Origin of the sequence: Paenibacillus sp. LHD-38 (assembly GCF_031157315.1) — a bacterium.
In the GTDB taxonomy this organism is placed as follows: domain Bacteria; phylum Bacillota; class Bacilli; order Paenibacillales; family Paenibacillaceae; genus Pristimantibacillus.
In genome coordinates, this window is sequence record NZ_JAVIFU010000082.1 from 1 (window position 1) to 17046 (window position 17046).

General features: G+C 44.2%; 14 protein-coding genes. 2 read left to right on the forward strand and 12 right to left on the reverse strand.

Annotated elements, in window-relative coordinates; all coding sequences use genetic code 11:
* Positions 1-630: 630 nt before the first annotated feature.
* From RCO25_RS32805 to RCO25_RS32815, 3 genes are all read right to left on the reverse strand, one after another.
* On the reverse strand, positions 631-1386 hold the full coding sequence (locus tag RCO25_RS32805; RefSeq protein ID WP_309000269.1) for an endonuclease/exonuclease/phosphatase family protein: 756 nt from the start codon (positions 1384-1386) through the stop codon (positions 631-633).
* Positions 1387-1587: 201 nt separating this feature from the next.
* Positions 1588-1956, reverse strand: coding sequence for an iron chaperone (locus tag RCO25_RS32810; RefSeq protein ID WP_309000270.1), 369 nt, complete (start codon positions 1954-1956; stop codon positions 1588-1590).
* A gap of 62 nt (positions 1957-2018) precedes the next feature.
* A complete protein-coding gene (locus RCO25_RS32815; protein ID WP_309000271.1) occupies positions 2019-2360 on the reverse strand; it encodes a winged helix-turn-helix transcriptional regulator in 342 nt (113 codons plus the stop codon).
* A 105-nt stretch (positions 2361-2465) separates the two neighbouring features.
* Between RCO25_RS32815 and RCO25_RS32820 the strand changes: the two genes are divergently transcribed.
* The gene (locus tag RCO25_RS32820) at positions 2466-3323 is read left to right on the forward strand and encodes an arginase family protein (protein WP_309000272.1); all 858 of its coding nucleotides are present in this window, start codon (positions 2466-2468) and stop codon (positions 3321-3323) included.
* 448 nt (positions 3324-3771) lie between these two features.
* On the opposite strand, the gene RCO25_RS32825 is transcribed toward RCO25_RS32820, so the two are convergent.
* The 7 genes from RCO25_RS32825 to RCO25_RS32855 form a co-directional block, all read right to left on the reverse strand.
* Entirely contained in the window at positions 3772-4221 is a 450-nt protein-coding gene (locus RCO25_RS32825; protein WP_309000273.1) for an SgcJ/EcaC family oxidoreductase, read from the reverse strand.
* A 180-nt stretch (positions 4222-4401) separates the two neighbouring features.
* The gene (locus RCO25_RS32830) at positions 4402-5700 is read right to left on the reverse strand and encodes an ABC transporter substrate-binding protein (RefSeq protein ID WP_309000274.1); all 1299 of its coding nucleotides are present in this window, start codon (positions 5698-5700) and stop codon (positions 4402-4404) included.
* 113 nt (positions 5701-5813) lie between these two features.
* Positions 5814-6659 carry a carbohydrate ABC transporter permease gene (locus RCO25_RS32835; protein ID WP_309000282.1) on the reverse strand — a complete coding sequence of 282 codons (846 nt, stop codon included), beginning with the start codon at positions 6657-6659 and terminating at the stop codon, positions 5814-5816.
* The gene (locus tag RCO25_RS32840) at positions 6659-7636 is read right to left on the reverse strand and encodes a carbohydrate ABC transporter permease (RefSeq protein WP_309000275.1); all 978 of its coding nucleotides are present in this window, start codon (positions 7634-7636) and stop codon (positions 6659-6661) included. The genes RCO25_RS32835 and RCO25_RS32840 overlap by 1 nt, the downstream gene beginning before the upstream one ends.
* A gap of 151 nt (positions 7637-7787) precedes the next feature.
* A complete protein-coding gene (locus RCO25_RS32845; RefSeq protein ID WP_309000276.1) occupies positions 7788-9422 on the reverse strand; it encodes a response regulator in 1635 nt (544 codons plus the stop codon).
* A 6-nt stretch (positions 9423-9428) separates the two neighbouring features.
* Positions 9429-11183 (reverse strand): cache domain-containing sensor histidine kinase, encoded by a 1755-nt coding sequence (locus tag RCO25_RS32850; RefSeq protein WP_309000277.1) that lies wholly within the window; start codon positions 11181-11183, stop codon positions 9429-9431.
* 626 nt (positions 11184-11809) lie between these two features.
* A complete protein-coding gene (locus RCO25_RS32855; protein WP_309000278.1) occupies positions 11810-12853 on the reverse strand; it encodes an oxidoreductase in 1044 nt (347 codons plus the stop codon).
* A 174-nt stretch (positions 12854-13027) separates the two neighbouring features.
* Here RCO25_RS32855 and RCO25_RS32860 point away from each other — a divergent pair, with 174 nt between their 5' ends.
* Positions 13028-13786 carry a DeoR/GlpR family DNA-binding transcription regulator gene (locus RCO25_RS32860; protein WP_309000279.1) on the forward strand — a complete coding sequence of 253 codons (759 nt, stop codon included), beginning with the start codon at positions 13028-13030 and terminating at the stop codon, positions 13784-13786.
* Positions 13787-13897: 111 nt separating this feature from the next.
* Here RCO25_RS32860 and RCO25_RS32865 read toward each other — a convergent pair whose 3' ends face one another.
* Together RCO25_RS32865 and RCO25_RS32870 are read right to left on the reverse strand one after the other, a co-directional pair.
* Positions 13898-16042: an alpha-L-rhamnosidase-related protein gene (locus RCO25_RS32865; protein WP_309000280.1), complete on the reverse strand. Its 2145-nt coding sequence runs from the start codon at positions 16040-16042 to the stop codon at positions 13898-13900.
* A gap of 89 nt (positions 16043-16131) precedes the next feature.
* Positions 16132-17022: a carbohydrate ABC transporter permease gene (locus tag RCO25_RS32870; RefSeq protein WP_309000281.1), complete on the reverse strand. Its 891-nt coding sequence runs from the start codon at positions 17020-17022 to the stop codon at positions 16132-16134.
* Between the last annotated feature and the right edge of the window lie 24 nt (positions 17023-17046).

Sequence of the window (17046 nt, forward strand, 5' to 3'; positions counted from 1 at the left end):
TTTGGAAGAAGAAGTTTGGCTTAACCCGGAAAAAGCTATGCCTATTCTGGCTGAGCAAAAAACGCAAACGTAACTATCTTATTTTCATTAAATCGCGACAACTATCTTGACAAATACCGTGTCCAAGGAACTAAAAACACCTCACCACTAGGTAAACCAAGCATAACGCACCTCATTTTCATTAATTTTTTTTAAAAGACCATTATAACTTCGAAACCGCTCATTGAGCATTACTGCCCGTTAGCTTAATAAAGAAAAGCAGCGGCAGCCATCGGGAATGAGATCAAGTTCTTGTCACCAGACAGTTTTTTATTTGGTGTCACACGTTATATCTAATTTAGTTTCCAGAAAAAATATAAGTTCAAAAGCTGCCAGTAAATGTGGCAGCCCACTCAAGTATTCAATTCGATTAATTACAGCTTTATTAATTAGATAATCAGCCAAAGCTTAATTTCATTTTGGGCGAGTCTTCTATCGAGGAATAGAAGAAATAGTTCATTGATTACACGATATCAGCGGATTACAAAGCTATGCTCGCGGAATTGAATCAACTGGTTTCCAAGCGAGCGAAATAACAAAAGAATGGATGTTTGGCTCTAGCCATACATCCATTCTTTTGTTACATTGATGCTATACCTGCAGAGTCGCAGTAATCGGATAATGATCCGATGGGTATTTGCCGCCGTACTTGCCCTTGTCGACATTCGCTGACACGATCCGAATATTCGGCGTAACGAATATATAGTCGATCGGTTCACCTTCTTCGCCGCCTATGAAACCATGATAAGTACAGCCCGGATGTACATCAAGGTCGGTGTATGTATGGCGCAGCCCTGCTTGATTCAGAGTCTGGATCGTTTTGGTTTCCGGTTCACAATTGAAATCGCCTGTTAGAATCGCGGACGCTCCGCTGGTTATATTCATCTTGTTCAAGATGAGCATAGCTCCTTTTATCCTTGCTTCCTCGCTTATGTGATCCAGATGCGTATTAAGAATCAGATATTCCCGCCCGTCGATTTGCCGCAGCCTCACCCATGTGCAAATGCGCGGACAATCGGTGTTCCAGCTTTTAAAGCCAAGCTGCTCCGGCCGTTCGGACAATCCGAAGGTGCCGCTTTCGACTGACTTCAGCTTTTCTTTCTGGAAGAAGATCGCGCAAAACTCTCCCTCTTCGCCGCCGAGCCTGCCCTCCCCGATCCATTCATATTCGGGAAGCAGCGCATTCAAGCTCTCCAGCATGGGCAAGCTTCCTTCTTGCGTGCATACAACGGCTGCTCCAGACGCTTTAATCGCTTCTGCGGCTGCTTCAATACGGTTAGGCCAGGCATTTTCCCCATCCTCCGCGACATGGATACGAAGATTAAATGTCATAATCGATAATTCCACAATGATCCCTCCTAACATGAATATAAGATAAGCATATGGCGAGTTGACTGGATAATCAACCCTTGACAAAGAGAAGATGAGATTCCTATATTTTGGTATGGTAGGGTAACCTATGATTCGGAATTTCATATCATTTCGTATGGTATGGTTACTGCTGAGATACACTTTGATCCAGAGGATTTATAAAAAAGTTTGATTATATTAACGCCAAAAAGTAGAACAGTCTGCCTTATCCAAAATATTGAACTCGATCATTTTCTCAAGTAGTGAAAAATCAACTGGACTATCCCACTTGATACGTACCAACTCCTTGCTATGATCATAGCCAGCCTGGACAATTTCATCAGAAAAATGATTAATCCCTGCCCTTTCTGGGGCAACAGCCAAATGATGTTTGGCTATGCTAAAGCCAATAATAAACGTGCCGTGATCGGTAAACATAGGCTGATTCCACGCAATTTTCGGCATTAAATTTGGATATTTCTTAGTTACCCAATCAAAAATTTCTTCCGCTCGGGCCCGATGTTGCGGGTTATCAATACGTTCTAAATACTCTACAAAAACTTCCATGTTGTTCCCTCCTAAGATATAAATGATGTCATTCATAGACTTTCCATTTTATGATCATGAATTTAATTATTTTGGTTTTTCACTCCCCACTCACATAACTCTTCCAACACGGGTAATAATGTTTCCGCTTTATTCGTGAGACTGTACTCGACTTTAGGAGGAACTTGAGGATACTCTTTCCGATTCACCAAACCATCCGCTTCCAATTCTTTTAGTTGTGAACTCAATGTTTTATAAGTAATAGCTCCTATTTGTCTTTTCAGATCATTAAAGCGAACCGGTTGGTTTTCTGCTAGGAGATAAATAATAACCATTTTCCATTTACCACCGATAACTGAAACTGTATAACCAAAAGGTGTATCTTGAATATTTTTAACTTTGCCTTTATATTCAGCCATACTCATATTTACGCTATCCTTTCGGGTAGTACCTATCAATAAAGTGCGTACTACTTTTTTATTTGTGCTCAGTTTATACTAACCATACTTTGAAGTAAAGGAGAGAAAAAAATGACTAAAAAAACAATACGCCTGTTAATGCCGCAATGGCAAGGGGGAAACAATCCTAACTACTCTTTTGGAGCCGAGCTGCTTGCTTGGCTGGCTCCTGACAATGATCAACCCCTTATTAATGTACCCGTTCAAGCTTATGATGGAACTCTGCTTGAAAACGAGAACGGTATGAATGGAAGAAAACAGCTGCTTGAACAATTAGAGGCTGCTCATCATATCATTGATGCTCATAAGCCAGATCGCATTGTAATGTTTGGTGGCGACTGCTTAGTCGAACAAGCCCCATTTGCCTATTTAAACGAACGATACGGTGGGGAATTAGGTTTAATTTGGATCGATGCTCACAGTGATTTAGTTAGAATTGTTGGGTATGACAACGGACATACATTACCTCTCGGAAATCTTTTGGGAGAAGGAGATGAGGAGTTCGCAAAACATGTGAAAATCCCTCTAAAACCTGAAAATGTCTTTATCGCGGGATTAGAAGCTCCTACAGAACAAGATACGGAAGTCATTCAAAGACTAGGTATTAAAACTGCTGGAACCAAAGAGTTAATGAACAGTACTGAATCGATAAAAGAGTGGATTAAAGAAAGTGGCATTAAGCACCTAGCTATTCACCTTGATTTAGATGTGCTTGACCCAAAAGCATTTCGTTCTTTATTATTCGCCAACCCTGAAGCACCTTATAATCTTTCTCCTGCGGGAACCATGCAAATGCCTCAACTACTTAATCTGATTAAAGAACTATCTGAAGAAACAGATGTAGTTGGGTTAGGTATAACGGAGCATATGCCGTGGGATTCTATTAACTTGAAGAAACTGCTCGGAGAAATACCTATTTTAAATAAGTAAAGTCATAAACAGAATTAAAATAGAACAATGATCTGCTTAGCTCTTGGTCGGGGTCCGTCTTCTCGTTCGAGGCGACGACGTTGTTCTCTCGTTGTCATGAGGCAACTTCCTTTACTTAGCTGCCTTCATTTTCTCATGATTGGATGGGACATTGAAGGTGGGGGCTATTTTACGCTTACAGTTTAACGACTTACATTGCGGTTCTCTTGAATTTCTGTTTTATTTACTATCAACCTCTCCGAAAGAAAGAATATGGACTTCACATCTAATTTTCAAATCAGCCAATGCCTTGAGTATTGATGGCTTTAGCTACAAATCCATCTGCCCCAAATTAGACCGTATGCTGCCGGTAGGAAACGGCAGCCTCGTTCTGGTGATTGTTAAGCAATAGTTACCCGTTATCTGAACAACATTCCGATTTATTGAAACTGGATTAAGCTTTTTGGACTCATTTAATCAACTGTCTTAACTCTTCTGTCATTCGTTCAACTAACTCGGGTCTCCCGTGAAACTGTGCTGGGGTGTTCTGAAAAAGTTGTATACGCCAATTCCCTTCAATTTTAACTACAACTAGAGTATGGTGAGTATTGACATTAGGATTGAGGTCTGATTTGCCTGGAGGTACCATGCTTGCTATTGCTCGTACAATAGCTGCATCAGAACCAAGTGGACGCACATCTTTAACCTTGCTTACAAATTTAGCCGTTGAGTGATTATCAAAAATAGATTTGAGGTGTGAGAATATCTCGTCACGACCAATTGATATACTCCCATCAAACCCGATTTGCTCCCCCTCCTCTGTGAACAATTCGGCCATACTACCAGCACTATGGTTATTCCAAGCATCTAATAATTGATGATATACAGCTTCGATTTCATTCGATACTGATTGCTCCATTATATTCACTCCCTGATGTGTTACTTTTGCTAATCGCAATTATAATAAATTCCTCCACAATTAAGGAGGGGTGCTTAATACTCAAAATCGAAAAACCGGTCATCTGTGATGACCGGTTTTTCTCCAACTTCACTTTCCTATACGACCCTGACTTCTTGACATCCTTGATACTCTCCTTAATTACTGATAATCCTTCGCCAATTCCGTGAGTTCCTCATAGGCTTGTTCCGGCGTAATTTCACCGAACATGATTTTTTCTCCGACTGCTTTGAAGTCCTTCTGCGAGAAGTTGCTCCAGCCCTTAGGCTCCGGTACATACAGCTGAGCATCCGACGCCGTATCGGTAATTAACGCAATGCCCATTTTATCGGGAGCGTTAAATTTCGGAGTCAGCTTCTCGACAATCTTCTTAGAGACCGGAACGCCGCGGGATGTACCGAGCAGCTCAGCTACTTCCGGATCGTTAATAAACCAGTCGATAAACTTTTTCGCTGCCTCCACATGCTTCGAGTTTGCGCTTGCGCTCCAGAACATTGACGGTTTGAGCCAGCCGCCGGCCTCCTGGTTTCTCGGGATCGTTACCAAATCGAATACTCCTGGCTTCAAGCTATCAAAGCTGTTGGATTGTGCGGCGTGAACGACACGCAGCAGGGTAGTGCCGTTTACCATGAGATCAAGCTGAGGATCAAGCTCCTTATCCGTCACACTCACCTCGCCCGGAGGCACAATCCCCTCCTTGCGCAGCTCGGCAAATTTATGTTGATATTCGAGATAAGTATCCTTATCCAAATTCAGCTTGCCGTCTTCCGTAAACACTTGCCCTAAGCCTTTGCTCAGCTGATAATTTACGTATTGCCCGAAAGAGGCTGTAAGATCAGTTAACGCGTAATGATCGGAACCCAGCTTTGCTTTCGCTTCTTTGCCGAAGGCGAAAAATTCGTCCCAGGTCCAGCCGCTCTTTGGCTTCGTAATGCCCAGCTTTTCTACAGCCTCTTTATTATAGACCATCCCGATAGCATTATTGCCAAGTGGAATGGCGTAAAGCTTGTCCTGATATTTCCCTGTGCTTAAAAGAGAGGCATCAATATCTCCCGTTGCTATGCCCGTAGATAAATCTGCCAGCTGCTTACGGCCCGCATATTCCGCCAAATAGGACGCATCCATTTGAATAATGTCCGGTGCATTTTTCGCCGCAGATTGGGTGGCCAGCTTATCCCAATAGCCTTCCCAGCCGGAAAACTCAGGCTCGAATGTCACATTCGGATTTTTTGAAGTATACAAATCGAGCGCCTTTAAAGTAGCATCGTGTCTGGACTGAGATCCCCACCATAAAATGCGCAGCTTTACCTGGCTTGCGGCCGCTTGGTCCGTGCTCTCCCCCGCCGTGTTTTTCTCATTGCTGCTGCCGCAAGCGACAGCGGTCAGAAGCATGATTCCCGATATTAGTACGGTGATCGATTTTTTCACATTAATTTTCAAAGTGAATCCCCCTTTTAGCAATGAATAAACCGTTTACATTTCATATGTTAGCAACTAACCGGGTAACCTTGGTATACGAGGGATGCACAATTTATTATAGAAATGCATCCTTTTTAGCCTTTTACCGATCCGGCTGTTATCCCTTCTACGAAATGGCGCTGGGCCAAGAAAAAGATAAGGACGGAAGGTACGATCGAAACAAGAGACATCGCGAGCAATTGCCCCCATGGGACGGATGACTGGGAATCGACGAACATGCGCAGCGCCAAACCGACTGTGTATTTATCCACCGAGTTAATATAGATCAAATGTCCGAGAAAATCATCCCAGTTCCACAGAAAACAGTAGATCGCTACTGTCACCAATGCCGGCTTCGTCAAAGGAAGTACGATTCGCCAGTAGATGCCGAACCAGCTGCAGCCGTCTATTTTGGCCGATTCATCCAGCTCCTTCGGAATGCCTCTAATAAACTGTACCAAAAGATAGACGAAGAAGGAGCCGCCAATTCCGCCCGCCAGCGTATGCGGAACGATAAAAGGCAAAAACGTATCGACCCAGCCCCAGCCGTTAAACATTACATATTGCGGAACCATCGTTACCTGATGGGGCAGCATGAGAGTCAGCAAGAGAATCGAAAACCACATGCCGCGCAGCGGGAAATCGAGCCGGGCAAACGCAAAAGCGGTCATACTGCAGGCAACAATACTTGTAAGGAGCACGCCTATAATTAATTGAAAGGTGTTCATATAGAAGTGGGTAAACGTAAATCCAGGTATCGCCGTCCATCCCTCGCTGAAATTACTCCAGATCAGATGCTCAGGAAACAGACCGGGCTTCGACATTTCCTCATTCGTCTTTAACGAAGCCCCGATCCACCAAAAGACGGGATACATCATGACAAGGCTTAATAGGCTGAGCGACGCGTTTTTTTGAAATAGGCTTCGTTTAGAGCTCCGCATCATCCTTTTTTCCTCCCATCATTCTCGTAGAATACCCAGTGCTTCGCGCTCACAAAGATCACGGCCGTGCAAACGGCAATGATCACGAGCATGATCCAAGCCAAAGCCGAGGCGTATCCCATCTGAAGCCGTCCGAATGCGCGGTCATACAAATATAGAGCGTACATATACGTAGAGTTGATCGGCCCGCCATGCGTGATGATGAACGCCTGTGTAAACATTTGGAATGAGCCGATCGTTTGAAGCACTAAATTAAACAAAATGACTGGCGAGAGCATAGGAAGCGTAATACTGAAAAACTGTCTGATCTTGGTGGCTCCGTCAACCGACGAGGCTTCATACAGCTCTGTCGATATTTGCTTGAGTCCGGCTAAAAAAATAACCATAGAAGAACCAAACTGCCAAACCACCAATAAAACCAACGTTCCAAGAGCTGTTTTTGGATTGGTAATCCAGTTCACGCCTTCAATCCCAAACAGGCCCAGCAGCTGATTGAACAGCCCGTCCGAGTTAAAAATGTTTCTCCAAAGGATAGACACCGCAATGCTGGTCCCGATCAAGGAAGGGAGATAAACCATCGTTCTGTAAAAGGACATGCCGCGAATATTTTGCTTAAGCAGCAGCGCAATCAGCAGAGCAGCGAACAATTTGAGCGGAACCGAGAATAGAACAAATAAAAACGTGACCTTAAGGGATTGGATAAACACCGCATCGGAAGTGAAAATCCGTTCATAGTTCCCGAACCCGGTCCATTCCGGCTGCTCTAACAGGGAATATTTCGTGAAAGAGAAATACAACGATTGCAACATGGGCCAGAACGTCAATAAAAAAAGTCCGATTAGCCATGGGGCTAAAAATAAATATCCGGCTACCGGCGATTCCCATCTGCTCAGAAAGCGGCTCAGCAGCGACTTCTTTTTCCGGACCGGTACCGCATTCGCCGCATTAACAAGAACTGTAGAAGAGCTCCGATTCATAGTAGCATCACCTCTGTCTGGTTTATATAAGTTAATCATATAAGACCTGCAGAGAATGAAAAATAGGAACGATGTACACTTTGTTATACATATTAACAAAAATTGAAGACTGCAAATTCGTTGTCCCGAATCCCAGCCCCAAGTAGGATAACTACGATTTATTTTTATACAAATCTGTCGGATTGCAGCCGGTATACTTTTTAAATAACGTACTGAAATAAGGCACATACTTATAACCGACCCGGTCCGCGACCTCGTAGATCAAATACTTCCCTTCCAAAATCAATTCTTTCGCCTTCTCCATCCGAATCCGCGTCAAATAGCTGTTGAAGGACTCCCCCATCGCCTTCTTAAACAGAAGGCTTAAGTAGTTTCTCGAAATATGAATACGATCCGCCAGATCGGATATCATAATGGGCTCTGCATAATGCTCATGGATAAACTGAACGATAAAATCAACGGCCTGTCGATGCTTAATGTTCTCATTGCTGCTGCGGGAGCCGCAAATCAGATCAATTTTTCCGTAAAGCCACTCCTTCAGCTGCTCCAGCGTCGTAACGAAACGCAGCTCCCGGGTAACCTCGTCCACCTTCGCGATGTCTTCCAATTGAACGCCGACTTCAAATAGCGTATAAGCAAAAATAGTCCACAGCTCCGTACCCAGCATTTCAAGATTGCGGGCCGATACAGCCCCGCCCTTGCTCCACTGGCCGAAGTAATCATCCACAATCTCTTTCGCCTTATCCTCTTGGAACAACTTCATTGACTCTGCCATTTGCTGATAAAATTTAACTGGACGGAGGGAAATCGGGTAAGCTTGCTGCTCTTTTTTTCCGCCATGGACATATTCGTATAAGTGGATGCCTTCTATTGGCGCGGTGTTTTTAAAGTAAAGAGCCTGGAAAGCCTCTTCGGTCGAATCCGCAATTTCCATCCAATTCGGCTTAACCGTTCCGATACCGGCATGAAGCGTAATATCCAGGAAGGAGCGGACGCTTTGAATGACCCTTTCCCCAAAGCGGTAAGCTTGCTTCATCGTAAAGTCGCTCCGTTCTTCATTCGGAGCATGAAGGATAATCGCCGCGTGGCTGCTGAATAATTCCACATAGTGAGAATCCGGCCACTCCTCGCGGGAGAGCTCCTGAATAATGTTTGCGATGGCGAACCTGAACAAGCTCAAATCCTTTGTCGAGGCCCTGGTCACGCGGTCCGTGCGGATAATTTCAATGCCAATCACCGCATGGCGGCGGCCGTTCCAATACCGGTACGCTTCGGGAATCATCCGGGTATCCGGAAGCTTCGTATGCTCCGGTCCTGTGGTGACCGATTTGATCCACTCTTTCTCCACGAACGGCTCGTACAGCTTCAATTTCTCCTCCAGCTCTTCATTGCGATGTCTTTGCTCCAGCTCCTCCTCCAATGCCGCGATCGTTCTCCCCAGTACTTCCTGAATCGTCTGAACGCTGAGCGGTTTGTTTAAATAATCGGCAATCCCAAGCCGGAGCGCTTGTCTTGCATATTCAAAATCAGCGTAGCCGCTTAAAACAATAATCTTCCCGTGAAAATTCGCCTTGTTCAACTGCTCCACCATATCCAAGCCGTTAAGCACGGGCATATAAATATCGGTGATTACAATATCTGGCCGACACTCCTGAACGACCCGTAGTCCTTCTTCCCCGTCCATCGCCTCCCCGACCCATTCCGCATCAAGCTCCGCCCAGGGGATGACGCTTTTCATTCCTTCCAATACGTTCCGGTCGTCATCTATAATTACAATTTTCCACATGCCGCATCACCCTGCCTGTTCTTCTTTATTGTTTAACACTGGAATACGTATGAGGACCGTTGTCCCGGGGCCATCCGTATTCGGCATCAACTCCAGACCGTAGCTGCTGCCAAAATAAATGTCAATTCGTTCTCGGACATTCCGGATTCCGTATCCCCCTGTTTTTCTCTTTTTCGGCTCCTGCCAGTCATCCCTTAGACCCTTGCCGTTATCGGTTATTCGAAAGACGACTTCAGCATTTTTGGTGATCTCCGCACATACCTCGATCGTCCCCTCTTTCTTGCCGTGAAACCCGTGCATAATGGCATTCTCGATAAAAGGCTGCAGCGTCATCTTCGGAATATATAAGTCCCTGATGGTTTCAGGTACGTCTACCCGTAAAACGAACTGCTCACCCAGGCGAATCTGCTGAATCTGCATATAGCATTCCATGTGCAGCAATTCGTCACGGATAATGATAACACTTTCACCGTTCGAGAGGCCGATGCGGAACATTTTTCCCATTAACTCCAATATGGTGCTCATTTTCTCCTGTCCGCCTGCAATCGCCATCCAATTCAGCTGATCCAAGGTGTTGTACAAAAAATGCGGATTGATCATCGCCTGCAGCGCTTTAATTTCCGCTTCCTTCTGCCTCCGATACTGATCCTCTAATGATGCGTACAGCTCCTGAATACGTTCGATGAGCCTGCGATAGCCTGAAAATAACGCTCCGAATTCATTACGGTACCCCGCCGGCAAACTAACTTTGTTGACATTAACCGAATTTCGGCTCATTTCATGCAGCAGCAGCCCGATCGGCTTAACGAATTGCCGGGAGAAAAACAAGTTGAAGCATAGCGCGATAAGCATGGCTGAACCTCCTGCCAGCAGCAGTACCATAGCAAGACGAAAACTTCCTCCCGTAATATCCTTCCATGGAGTCGATTCGATCAACGTCCAATCCCTATCGAAGTGCTTTGCCCATACCATCAAATGTTCGCTTGAATCCGAAAGGCCGCTGCTAACGGATTTCGTTTTCATATAACCGGACTCGCCTTTGATATTTTCTAAGTAGGCCTCGACCTGGTCCTGCGACATAGTGTCGCCGCCGATCATCGTAATAAGCCGCCCTCCGGAATCGAGCAGAATCCGGTTTGCCGCAGGGTTATGGCTTTCGATCAGCTTCTTAATGGAAGACGCTTTAATATTCAACAGCAGCAGGCCGCGGTAATCCCCTGCAACCGAATACACCTTGCGGACAAAGCTGATGACCCGCTTCTCACCTTGAACGGTTCGAATGTCGTGCTCTCCAATCCAACCGAAGTCGTTATTTTCGATAGCCGGGTTATACCAGACTTCTTCTTTGATTAAATCATGCTCGATAAATTTCACGGGGCCCTGTGGCTCGAATTGAAGCGTTTGCTTAATATAGAAATGAACGGACTCAATATCGGGTGTTGAGAAAGTAAGCTGTGCAAGGAACGACTCCATTTCCTTACGCTTCTTGTAATTGGAATACTTGTCCCCCGGCACGTTTACATCATCCAGCAGATTCGTGTTCCGGGTGGCTGTTAAAGAAATCTGTTCGATCGATTTCATTTGGATATCGACTTTATTATAAAGCTCATTAAGCAGACCTTGCTGGTAATAGGAAGTATTTTGCACCATCTGCTGTGCGGAGTATGAATAGGCGATCCAAATGACAATGGTCAGAAGCGTTACGATGAATGCTGCGGAACCTCCGAACAGAAGGTAGTCTATGCGGTATTTTTTAAACATGCTAGGTTCGCCTCCTGAAATATCATAATAGCCCTCTGGAGACACTATAAGCATATAGAAGTCAAGATTACAAGACTTAAGATAGAAACTATGATTACATGCACGCTAAATAAACGTACTCGCCTATCCGTTTCACTTCGACAAATGACTGGATAGATATATTCAACAAACCGACATAGATATAATACTGGATAGTAATAGACTTTATTGGATAATAAGATACCGGGAGGTGTAATCGCAACCAGCTTAGCTGGTGTGTTAAGAAAAACCGGGGATCTATGAGGCTAAGTGCACGGAAATGCCATGCTTCATTATGGAGGTCTAAACCTGTCTGAGGCCGGCGCCGGAAATTGTGTGGAAAAAGCGCGGACGCCCTCTTCTCCGACGTTTCCTATATCTCATGACGATGTGTATGGTCAAAACTAGAGCAATCGATTACGCCTTCGCGAGAAGCTCAGTACGAAAAATCTTGGATTAACAATGGAAGTATGAATGCCGAACGGGGCGACCTCGAGTTCCAGCGACTCCATCCCCCCTCGAGGGCGAACTTTGATGTAGTGTATGCGGATTTAAACTCGAACAAGGCCGCCTTGGCGAAATCGAAGCACATTCCGCGCCCGGCACCTTTATTCGAATGAAACGACTCTTTTTTCCAGACCGCTCTTTTTAACCAACTCGATAATCTTTATCGTATTCATGGCATCGGCTGCGTTTACAGGAACTGGTTTGTTTTCAGTAATGGATTCGTAAATGCCTTTATAAAAAGATTCATATGCGCCTGTTTTTGTTTCAAGCTTTCCTTTCAGCAGCAGATCACCTACATTTACCGATAATTCTCCATAGCTTTCTTCGAGGTCCTTACCCCAAATAGCGTCGCCAGGCACTTTCCCTCGCTTTAATGAATCCTCTTGCGAGTCCAAACCATATTTAATAAAGCTGCCCTTATCCCCGTGTATTTGAAATTTAGGACCTGCGCTCTTCACGAACGAACCGGAATGCAAAATAACCCTCAATCTGCCATATCCTAAAACAATATGAAAATAATCATCGGTAACCGAATCGTTTCTTTGGGCCATCACATCGCCAAACACCGTTTCGGGAAGTCCAAATAAATGAAGAGCTTGATCGATCAAATGCGAGCCAAGGTCATAAAGCATACCCGAGCCTTCCAAATTTTGCTCTCTCCAACGACCGCTTACTTCAGGACGAAACCGGTCATAATGCGCTTCATACGAATATATTTCTCCCATTACGCCCGACTCCAGGCATTCTTTAACCGTAAGGAAATCATTGTCCCATCTTCTGTTTTGATAAACGCTTATTATTTTATTTTGCTCGGAAGCTATTTCGATCAGCTCTTGCGCATCTTTAGAATGGATGACGAACGGTTTCTCGACCACTACATGTTTTCCTGATAATAAGGCTTGTTTGGCAAATGGATAATGCGTAGTGTTTGGCGTAGTGATAACAATAAGGTCTATAGCAGGGTCCGTGAACAGCTGTTCAACATCGGAAACAACCTGGACGCCAGGATAATCTTCCTTTACTTTCAGAGCATTTGAAGAAACGATTTTTGAAATTTCTAGTCCTTCAACCGTTTGGATAATAGGCGCATGAAAAGTTTTCCCTGAAAAACCGTAACCAATGATGCCGACCTTTACTTTTCTCAAACAATCCATCCCCTTCATCTGCAAAAAAAATTTAAATACGACCTCATGATAAGTTAAAAAATTAAATGATGCAAGTTATTTAAGTTTTATACTTATAATTTTAAGCGATGTTGAAACATTTAGGCAAGAAACTTATACTTATAAGTGAAATCCTTTTTTGGAAGAGGTCAAACGATGAATCAAGATGAAAGAACACAATCGATTATTCAATATTTAAAAGAGAAACAAAAAATTCAGCTTGAGGATATTTGTGAGCTGTATAGCGTTTCCCGCGATACCGCGAGACGCGACTTAGTCAAATTAGAAGAAGACGGTGCTATTATTCGTATTCGGGGCGGAGCCATGCTGCCCACCCTTACGAAAAATATAAGGAGCTACAGGGAACGGTTTCAAGATACAGGAAACAAACGCTCGATTGGCCAATTCGCGGCTTCCCTTATTAAAGATGGAGACTATTTATTAATGGATACCTCGACAACCGTACAATTTACCGCTGAATACTTATGTACGAAAAACAACGTCGTTGTAACCAATTCCATTGATATAGCCGGTGTTTTGTGTGAAAACCCGGATATAAAGACACAGCTGCTGGGCGGCGAATTAAATGCCTGGCACCGGAATGTCTCCGGGCCCCGTACATTAGATATGTTAGAAGACTTCAAAGTAGATAAGTTGTTTCTTGGCGCATGCGGCATTTCTTCCGCTGGGTTAACGGCCCCTTCTGTTGACGAAGCTTATTTGAAACTAAAGATGATTGAAAGAGCTGATCAAGTTATCGTATTAGCTGATTCGTCTAAATTCGATAAACATCTTTTTCATCGGATTTGCGATTTCGGAAAAATTAATATCATTATTACGGATCAAGAACCTGATCATAATATGAAAGAGATTTTAGAGGACAATCATGTTGAAATAATCATTGCCCCCGTTTAATCTTTTAAACAATCATTAATCATAAAACCCCCGTAAATACAGGCTTGCTGTATGATTACGGGGGTCATATTGGTGACAAATCATCGTATTTCTTATGCCATATGGTCCGCACTAACAGCCGTTAGAAAGTGTATGAAGAACCGTTACCCCCTCGGGCGCTTGAATGTTCGCATGGATTACGTCATTATCGTTCAGGTGCCAATCGATCAAAATGATACCATTCGGTGTTTGTACAGATCCGTGACATTCACGAATGCCTCCCACCGGCTTCGGGTTAAACCGTACAGTCGCGAATCCGGTATCAACCGGCTCCACGCCAAGCACAGTTTGACATATCCATTGAACGGGAGTACTTGACCATGAGTGGCATAGGCTCATCCGATAAGACTCATAAGCTGTATAAGTGGTCAGCTCGTCATGAAAGTCTGATCCGGAATCCAGCTTGAACGCCTCCCAGAAAGTAGTTGCCCCCTTCTCCAACATGCCTCCCCATACAGTCTTGATGATATTATATGCTTCGTCGTGTCTTTCAAATAATGAATAGCATTCCGCCAATTGATACGCTGACAAGGGAGTGAAAGGATCTTGAAGTTCATAATTATCAAGAAACTCGATTGCTTTTCCCTTTGAGACATAGCCGCTTAATATACCCAGAACCTTAGTGGCAAGCAAATGAGTATCTGCCAAAAACTCATCTTCCTTCAACCAGGCTATCGTCCACTGGAAATCCAGCTCCAGCTCCTGTAATTCATCAGCTATTCGCATTAAATCTTTACGGGTCATCCTATAGATGGCTTGAAGCGAAACCAGTCTCTCCGTCTGCGTTAAGGGAGTCCATTCAATCAGGATGCCTTCCTGGACATTCAGCCCGCCTTTTTCTAAATCCGTATTTGCTTCAACCCATTGAATATGACGCTTTAACGGCTCTCTCATTTCCATGAGAAATGATTTATCCCCCGTATGAAAGTAATATTCGCAAATGGATTTAATCCACCAAAGGGTATATTCGCATATGCCATTCATCCAATGGCCGTAAGGGGTCCCTACTCCAAGCTCCTTGATTGCACGCCGAATGACTTTATGATCCTCCCACAAATAATAGCAAGATTTAGCAGCCAAATAAAAGTCGAATGTCCAGTTCAAACGATCGCGCTTTATGCCGTCCCACAAACCGATTTGATGGCAGATCCGACTGGTATGGGCGGAAACATCGAATATGGCATCCACCACTTTCACGTCTGTCTGAATCATTCCCGTTTGGCGAAGACCGACGTGAACCGATTGAAATTTTAGGTTTACTTGAAAGTCCTCACCTTGTTCTTCAAAGATGAAGATACGAATAAAGCGAAATCCTTGCGGAAGGTTCCATTCGGTTTGACCTGCTTTTATCTCCATCCATTCCGTAATGCAACCTTCATAGAAATTCAGTTCCTCTAGTGATTCCGCACCATTCCAAAGCAGCTTCACACTACTTCTGCCGACATTTGAAGCATAGAAGCGACTGTTGTATTCTTTCCCCAAGTCGAATAAGACGGAAGCTGTATTGGATAAATCCAGCGTATTTTGCCATTCACGCATTTTCTTCCATTGCGTCTGCTTTCGCAGATGATAGAACAGCTCCAAATTCTCCGAGCGAATAGAGATCATTTCCAGATTTCTACTGCTCTTGCCGGTCAAAATGGCAACTCCATTTGCTACTTCTGCTTGCATGTATTTCGCTGATAGGGCGTTGATATCAGGCAGAGGATATGCCTCAATATCTCCGAACCCGCCACAGACGAACCAATCCGGACTGTTATCCAAATCTCCAAACGGCTCTTCACCGAGGTTGCAAATGATGGTTGCAATCTCGCCATCTGCCATCCAGTTCTCGTCTGTAGGCAACCAATGGTTATCTGCCTCCAAATATGCGATCATCCCCACTCGCCGATCCCCTAAATAAGAATTGACATCTGCAATGGGGATAAACTTGCTGCAGCTCATATCGATCTGTATCTCATGTTCACCTGCCGGGAGCCTTTGTGGAAATTCATCTATTCGCATCCAACCGTCGATATTGGACGCCTCTTCTTCCTTCTCCACCAATAGCGAATGATTCAATCGAACTTTTGCAGCCCCAGTAAATGAAGCGTGAAAAGAAACATTCAGCAACTCACGATCGATTACAAACTTAAGCGAAAAGACGGTAGCAGGCCGTTTTTCCCTTTCGTTATGCCATATCCATTTCGGAAGTACCTTTAAATTCATAACAGTCATATAATTTCTCCCTACTTCTCAATTCCTTGAATTTAACAACACTTTCATGGATCCTGTTGCACCCGGCCATTCCTTATATGCTATTACAGTTACATTTTTAAGGCGCCCTGCGTCATACCTTGGATATAATACTTCATCCCGAAAGAGAAGATCAGAATAAGCGGTACTGAAGAGATAGCATATGCTGCAAACTGAGTCCCAACATCGGTAATGCCAAATTGCTTCGTGAATTGCGTCAACCCTACCGATATAACTTGAATACTGCTATCTTGAATCGTCAGTAATGGCCAAATGTAGTCGTTGTACACCCCTACAGACTGCATAATGAATAAGGTGGCCAAGATAGGCAGAGAGAGCGGAATGACGATCTGCCAGAACACTCGCATTTCAGACGCTCCGTCAATACGTGCCGCTTCGAACAATTCACTTGGAAGCCCGGACATATAACTTCGGCAGAGAAACGTACCGAATACTTGCCCTCCGGCAGCAGCCGATATGATAATTACCCACGGTGTGTTAGTCAGATTCATACTCTCATACAGTACGTAGGAAGGAATCAGGGTTAGAATACCTGGAATCATCATAATAGCCAGCATCATGAGGAAAAGCATCTCTTTGCCTGGAAACTCTTTCTTGGCGAATATATAACCAGATAAAGCGGAAAGCAGCATGACAAGGACACTCGCAACTACTGCATAAACCAATGTATTAATAATATAACGCCATATACTGTTGAAGGCTTCACTATAATTACCCCATTTGGCAGGTGAAGGCAGTCCCCAGAAATTACCTAAAATTTGGGCATTGCTCTTCAGCGAGCTTACTATCATGAACAAAATAGGTACTAGCATCAGGACAACGAGCAGCCCCAGCAGTATGACGATAATAATTTGATTGATGCTCATGTTCCCTTTGAACAGACCCTTGTTTTTAACCTTGGCTCCGACCTTCAATGACTTCGCATCCTGACTGGCGATCATGGTTGTGTCCCTCCTTAATCATTC

Excerpts from the sequence above, each read along its gene's own strand:
- RCO25_RS32810 (WP_309000270.1), bottom strand. The coding sequence starts at position 1,956 with ATGGAAGTTTTTGTAGAGTATTTAGAACGTATTGATAACCCGCAACAT.
- RCO25_RS32815 (WP_309000271.1), bottom strand. The coding sequence starts at position 2,360 with ATGAGTATGGCTGAATATAAAGGCAAAGTTAAAAATATTCAAGATACA.
- RCO25_RS32820 (WP_309000272.1), top strand. The coding sequence starts at position 2,466 with ATGACTAAAAAAACAATACGCCTGTTAATGCCGCAATGGCAAGGGGGA.
- RCO25_RS32825 (WP_309000273.1), bottom strand. The coding sequence starts at position 4,221 with ATGGAGCAATCAGTATCGAATGAAATCGAAGCTGTATATCATCAATTA.
- RCO25_RS32835 (WP_309000282.1), bottom strand. The coding sequence starts at position 6,659 with ATGCGGAGCTCTAAACGAAGCCTATTTCAAAAAAACGCGTCGCTCAGC.
- RCO25_RS32840 (WP_309000275.1), bottom strand. The coding sequence starts at position 7,636 with ATGAATCGGAGCTCTTCTACAGTTCTTGTTAATGCGGCGAATGCGGTA.
- RCO25_RS32845 (WP_309000276.1), bottom strand. The coding sequence starts at position 9,422 with ATGTGGAAAATTGTAATTATAGATGACGACCGGAACGTATTGGAAGGA.
- RCO25_RS32850 (WP_309000277.1), bottom strand. The coding sequence starts at position 11,183 with ATGTTTAAAAAATACCGCATAGACTACCTTCTGTTCGGAGGTTCCGCA.
- RCO25_RS32860 (WP_309000279.1), top strand. The coding sequence starts at position 13,028 with ATGAATCAAGATGAAAGAACACAATCGATTATTCAATATTTAAAAGAG.
- RCO25_RS32865 (WP_309000280.1), bottom strand. The coding sequence starts at position 16,042 with ATGACTGTTATGAATTTAAAGGTACTTCCGAAATGGATATGGCATAAC.
- RCO25_RS32870 (WP_309000281.1), bottom strand. The coding sequence starts at position 17,022 with ATGATCGCCAGTCAGGATGCGAAGTCATTGAAGGTCGGAGCCAAGGTT.